At 39.6% G+C, this 6,560-nt stretch carries 2 protein-coding genes; both read left to right on the forward strand.

The window, feature by feature from the left end:
• The first annotated feature begins 111 nt into the window (after positions 1–111).
• Positions 112–2,847, forward strand: a complete 2,736-nt coding sequence (locus tag H5072_RS09025; protein ID WP_182693320.1) for a poly(beta-D-mannuronate) lyase — start codon at positions 112–114, stop codon at positions 2,845–2,847.
• Between the two features lie 325 nt (positions 2,848–3,172).
• Complete coding sequence (locus tag H5072_RS09030; RefSeq protein ID WP_182693321.1) at positions 3,173–6,205, forward strand: TonB-dependent receptor; 3,033 nt, start codon at positions 3,173–3,175, stop codon at positions 6,203–6,205.
• Positions 6,206–6,560 lie beyond the last annotated feature (355 nt).

Below are 6,560 nucleotides of genomic sequence, written 5' to 3' on the forward strand. Positions count from 1 at the left end.
ACAATTCATTTGCAATTCAAATGAATTTGGTAATAAACACATGATTTATTTGGTAACACACACAATAGATAGCCAAATATTAAAACTATAAACTTGGAGAATAGAGCCACCATGAAATTCAAACATTTTGCGCTATGCGCTATTGCAGCAGCAATCGTTGGTTGTGACACAAACTCAAACAACAATGACAACAACTTGGGCTCTATTGCTCTTAGTGGAACTGTTACAAGCGGACAAACATTAACAGCTGAAGTTAGTGACCCTGATGGTATCTCAGGTGACGTGACTTACTACTGGTATGCAGATGGTGAGGCAATTGCTGGTGCAAATAGCGCTTCATTTACATTGACTGACGATCAGATAGGGTTACCAATTACAGTTCAAGGGCTTTATACAGATGATGGCGGTATTAATGAATCGCATATTACAGAACCAACCGCAGATGTTGCCGCAATCGCATTTCCTGCAAGTTTAACTATTACAGGTGACGCACTAGTTGGTTCGCAACTAACTGCTAATGTAGCTGACGACAATGGCTTTGATGGCGATACAGTAACTTATAAATGGTTTGCAGATGACGTAGAAATTGCTGATGAAGCACTTTCAACGCTCACGTTAACAGACGCACAGTTTGGTACAGTTATTACAGTTAGTGTATCTTTTGAAGATAGCCGTGGGTTTAACGAGTCTGTAACTTCAGCCGGTACAGAGGTTGTCGCACGAACAAACTCAGAAGGCGAAGTTACAATTAGCGGCACGCCAACTGTTGGAAATACTTTAACAGCAGAAATTAATGATACCGATGGGGCGACAGGAGATATCACTTATCAATGGCTTGCTGACGCACAAGAGATAGATGGCGCAATAGAGAGCACCTTTACAGTTGATGCATCACTTTTAGGTCAAAAGGTAAGTGTTCAGGTTGCTTATACAGATGATAATGGGTTTATCGAGGATAATACATCAGAGGAAACAATTGCTGTTTCTGCTGTTGCGGTTGACGAAGCCGGTAGCGTAGCCATTATGGGTGTAGTGCCTTATTTAACAAATGGCGAGTTAACCGCTGAGATAACTGATAACAACGGCGTTGAAGATGGTAACGTTACTTATACTTGGTCTGCTGATGGCGTTGAAATAGCTGGGAGCAATAGTAAAACATTTACGCCTTCTGATTACGCTGGCTCAATAATGTCAGTAAAAGCCACGTATACAGATAATGATGGCTTTGCGAGTGAGGTTACAAACTCACTTGATACACTGGTTTACACACAATTAGTTAGTAACCCTGAAGCACTTCTTGGTGCTATAAGTGGCGGTTTAGCTGACGGTGATGTTATTGGCTTAAACACGGGTGTTTATGCTGATATGGACGCAATTTTATTAACCAGTGCAGTAACGCTTCGCGCTGTAGAAGGTCAAACTCCTGTACTTAGTGGTGAAGTATGTGTGCATGTAGCTGCTGGAGTAGATGGCGCTGGGTTAACAGGGCTTACCTTTAAGAATATAGATACTAAAGCGGGTGCATTTTGTGAAACCGAAGAAGGTGCTGTTATTTACTCAGAAGGGGATAACTTTACTTTTTCGCAAAACACGATGGATGGAGAAGAAGCAACGCTAAACAACTCTACTTATCATTGGTTAATGCTAAAAGGTAAAGGCGCTTTAATCGAACGTAATACATTTTCTAATCGTAATTTTGCTGAAAATGGCTCCGTGATTAAAATGGCATCTGCAAGCTCGGATCACGTTATTGAATATAACTTGTTTAGTGGCACTAGTAGCAATCCAAACTTTGACAATTCTAGCTTACATTTAATTAATGTTGGCAGTACAACGGCTAGTGGTGCAGCTGATAACGCAAACTTTACTATTCAATACAACCGAGTAGAAAACTTTGTAACGGGTCGTCGTTTAATGCGAGTGCAAACATCGGGTGCAACCATCAAAGGCAATACAATCGTAAATCCTAATGGTGGTATTTCACTAGAAGATGGTGGCTTCAACAGTGTTACAGATAACGTTATTATTCGAACTACCGATATTGCAAGCTCTGATGATCGCCCAGCGGGTATATTAATTACACCACTTGGTCACACCGTTAGTAACAACTACATTGCAGGTATTCGTTCTGGTAATAAAGAAGCGGGCGGTATTGTATTTACAGCTAACCCATTTTCACAAGCTGATGGCGGTGTGCCAAACTCAGGTAACCAAGCTGTACTTGATAGCGCTGGCGACTTTACACTAAATGTAACAAACAATACGGTTTTGAACTCACAGCAACCTATTGTATTTAGTACGGAAATAGGCCCTAAAGCACCAACAAGTGATTGCGATGAGTTAACCGCAGCGAATGCACCGGTACTATACGGGCTGACCAAAAATGCGTTTGTTATAAACTTTAATGGAAATTTAATTGCAAACGGTTTAGGCGATCAAACAGACGCAGATACAATAAACAGCAGTGCCACAACTCAAGGCCTATTTTACCCAAATACACTTGAAAGTGACCATGCTTTTGAATATGACTGTGACTTAATTAATCATGATAGTTCGGTGCTAAGTAATAACTTTGGTTATATGGATAGTCGAGTATCAGGCGATGCCAGCGGTGACTGGGTTGAAATTAGAAAACTAAATGGTAATGGCGCATTCGATACTGATGGTGCAATTGACCAAGACCCAGCAACGAATGGTAAAGAAGTGCTTGAGTACGTTACAGCAGCAAGTACGTTATTAGAAACTGACCCTGCAGGCCTTCAGGCAGAGGCGGGTGCTAAAGGGCTTCATTATATTCAATCATCTGAAGTAGGTGTTGGATCTACATGGAAAATACAAAACGATTAAGTAACCAATTAATCAGTTAACTTTTAAAAGCCCCAAATTTGGGGCTTTTTTATTATTTATTAATAATCACCACACTTTTCTCAACCTACATTACCCATTTATCGACTAGTTTAGAGCTGTTTATATTCTAGCAAAAAACCTGCCTGACCTACTGGTAATGCCGTTAAGTTAAAATTGGTATACCTTATGGTAATATTAAAACGTCAAATTGGTTGATCATCGTGCTGGGTTTAAGTATATTAATATCAAAGGTCACATAAAATATACATCAGCATAACAAGCTAACACACTAAAATCACACAACAACAACCAGCGGAGAATTCAAATGTCGTTGAAGTCACGAGATAACAATAATTCTACAACAGGGCAGTTTGCAATGCGCCCAGTTGCAAAATGGGTAAGAACAGCGGTCATCGCAGGTATGGCAAGTTCTTGCGTATTTACAGCAAGCGCACAGGAAGATCAGGGAAAAGCGACAGAAGTTGAAGAAGACGTTGAAATAATTAGTGTTACAGGTACACGTAGAACGATACAAGATCAAATAGCAATTAAACGTGAAGCAACAACGGTAGTTGATGGCCTGTCATCTGAAGATATTGGTGATTTACCAGCACTGTCTATCGGTGAAGCACTAGAATCAATTACAGGTGCTGCATCTCACCGTGAAAACGGTGGTGCTACAGAAATCACTATCCGTGGTCTTGGTCCATTTTTAAGTGCAACACACATTAATGGTCGTGAAGCGACTAATGGTAGTGGTGACCGCTCAGTTAACTTTTCGCAGTTCCCTTCTGAACTTGTAAAAAAAGTAGCGATATATAAAACGCAAGATGCCTCAATGATTGAAGGTGGTGTTGCAGGTGTTATTGCACTTGAAACGATAACTCCACTTGATTTTGGCAAACAACGTGTATCAGCTGAGGTTAAATTAAATTACAACCCAGACGAAGGTAATGTAGATAACTCGCTGCAAAGTGACGCGGGTTACCGTGGCACGTTTAGTTATGTTGATCAGTTTGAATTTGATAACGGCCAAGCCGTTGGTGTGTCTTTTGGTGTGCAGCGCCAAGAAATTAGTCAACCAGAGGCTGAATACAGAAGCTCTAGCCCATCAGGTTCTTCATTATGGGCATGTTTAAACGATCCGACTAATACCAATGAAGGTTTTTATCGTAGCAGTGCAGGCGACTGTGAAGACCAAGTTAATGGCAGTAGCAACCAAGGTTACGATACAGAAATTGATCCAGAAACAGGTAAAGCAGTAAGTGATGGGACTCCTTATGCTTGGACTGGCAGTAGCCGAAGCTTTCGTCAAAACGAGACATCTGATGAACGTGATGCAGTATTTTTTGCACTGCAATACCAACCGTCAGCTGATTGGGATGTTAACTTTGATGCACAAATTTCAGATAGAACACAACAAGAAGCACGCCACGATTTAATCTTTTTACAAAAACGTGCAACACCAGGTGTAACCGGTCCAACACTTGTAACTAACGATGTAGGCGGTATTTTACATTGGGAAGGTGAAGAGCGCATTGAATCAGCGGGTGAGCAATTCTCTCGTGAAGAAAACTACCAAGGTTACGGCATAAATATAGAACATACAGTTACCGATAGATTAACTGTTGACTTAGATTTAGCGTATTCAAAAACTGAACGTGAAGAACTTCAAATATCTAACCGTGGTAGAACATCAGGTCGTAATTTCTTTTCTTGGGACATGGGCGATGAAATTCCTCATTTCACATTGACAGATTTTGACGTAACAGATATTTCAAACTTTACAGATAGCCTAAGAACACGACTTGACCGTGAAAATGTTCGTGAAAACGAAGTTATCTCAGCGCGACTAGATTTTGACTATGCGCTAGATGGCAACGTTATTACAAGTATTCAAGGTGGTATTAGAACATCTGAAATGACCTTCCTACAGTATGGTGGTAGCCAAGGTAACGGTTCAAGAAACGAATTTACACTAGACTCTGGTACTGAAGCGCTTGACGTATTACAAGGTTGTCAAATCGATTTCCCTGAATCAGGCTTTTTATCGAGTGTATCTGATGGTGATATCGTAACAAATATTGATAGCGACGGTAACGTTGTAGCTAGCGGTACAGGTTCATCATGGGCTACATACGATAACGTATGTTTCTCACAAGCTGTAGCTGGTTCTAACGCTGATGGTGTGTTTGCTTACCCAGAAGTGGAATATGAAAATGCAGGTACAATTGATGTAACAGAAAAAACAACATCAGTGTACTTAATGGCTAACTACGATACTGAAATGTTTGGCAAATTCATTCGCGGTAACTTTGGTCTTCGTATTGTAGACACAGATGTAACTTCGATTGGTTTTAGAAATAGCTTTGATGTTGTAACAAGTGATACCGGTGTACTTTCTCTGGTTGAGTCTGATAACGGTTCACTGGATAAAATAAAAAGTGGTGGCGATTACACTAAGTATTTACCAAGCTTTAACCTAGTTATTGATTACAGCGAAGATATTTTATTCCGAGCAGGTATATACCGTGGTATGTCACGCGCAAATCCATCTAATTTAGGTTATAGCCGTACATTCCAAGAAGATACAGAAGGTACAGCAACATCAATTAGCGATTTATTAGTGGGTGTAAATGGCTCTGGTAACCCGGACACTCAACCGCTTATGTCGTGGAACTACGACGCTGCGTTTGAATGGTACCCTAACGAAGATTCAATCTTAGCGTTAAGCTTATACTACAAACAGTTCAACGGTGGTTTTCAACAACAAACAGTAATTGAAGAGTTTACTGTTGCCGGTGAAACTGTTTCATTACCAATTACTAACTCTGTTACATCAGACGAGGACAGTGAAATATTAGGTCTTGAAGCTTCATTTTCTTACCGCTGGGATAATGGCATCGGTATGAAATTTGGTTACAACTATGCAGACACTGACTTTGAGTTCCAAGATAGCTTATACGGCGATACGTTTGTTACTGATGTAGACGGTAATACTACACAATTAACTGACGGTATTGTTGAGTCGGCTTCAGTACCTGGCTTCTCAAAGCATGTATTTAGCAGCCAGCTGTACTACCAAATTGGTGGGTTTGATACTGCCGTTATTTACAAATATCGTAGTGAGTATTTCCAACCATATACTACAAATGGTACTCGACTTCGTTATGTTGATTCTGTAGGCGTATGGGAAATGCGCGCATCATACAAAATTGATGAGCACTTTAGAGTTAAAGCAGAAGCAATTAACTTGTTCAGCGCACCTAAATCACAAGATTTCTTTGTTGAAGGAAACTTAGGTGAAGTGAATGACTACGGCCCACGCTTATTCTTAGGTTTAAGCTACAAGCTGTAATAATAGTTAAACATTAAATCTCATTAAAAAGGCGGTTTTACCGCCTTTTTTTGATCCCTAAATTCTTCAATTTTATATTTTCAATAACGCTAATAAATAGTACTCAACACAGTTTGCTTTCTAATAACGCTTCTTGACTGAAAAAACAAATTGGTTAACCAATAATGCCATTTATTAAGTGCGTACAACATCATCGGTTTCTCTTGCCTAAATTATTTCATTTTTAAAACACTAACTCTTTTAACCCTTGTAATTGATAGCTCAATTTCTAATTAAATTTAAAATCAATAAATAACATGAGCTTAAAATCTACTTTATGATTTTAATTTAAAGGTTAGGTAGGTTTTTCTATTTT

This window comes from Pseudoalteromonas sp. SR45-5, assembly GCF_014163565.1.
Lineage (GTDB): Bacteria > Pseudomonadota > Gammaproteobacteria > Enterobacterales > Alteromonadaceae > Pseudoalteromonas > Pseudoalteromonas distincta.

Coding starts and splice junctions, on each gene's coding strand:
- H5072_RS09025 (WP_182693320.1), top strand. CDS start 112: ATGAAATTCAAACATTTTGCGCTATGCGCTATTGCAGCAGCAATCGTT.
- H5072_RS09030 (WP_182693321.1), top strand. CDS start 3,173: ATGTCGTTGAAGTCACGAGATAACAATAATTCTACAACAGGGCAGTTT.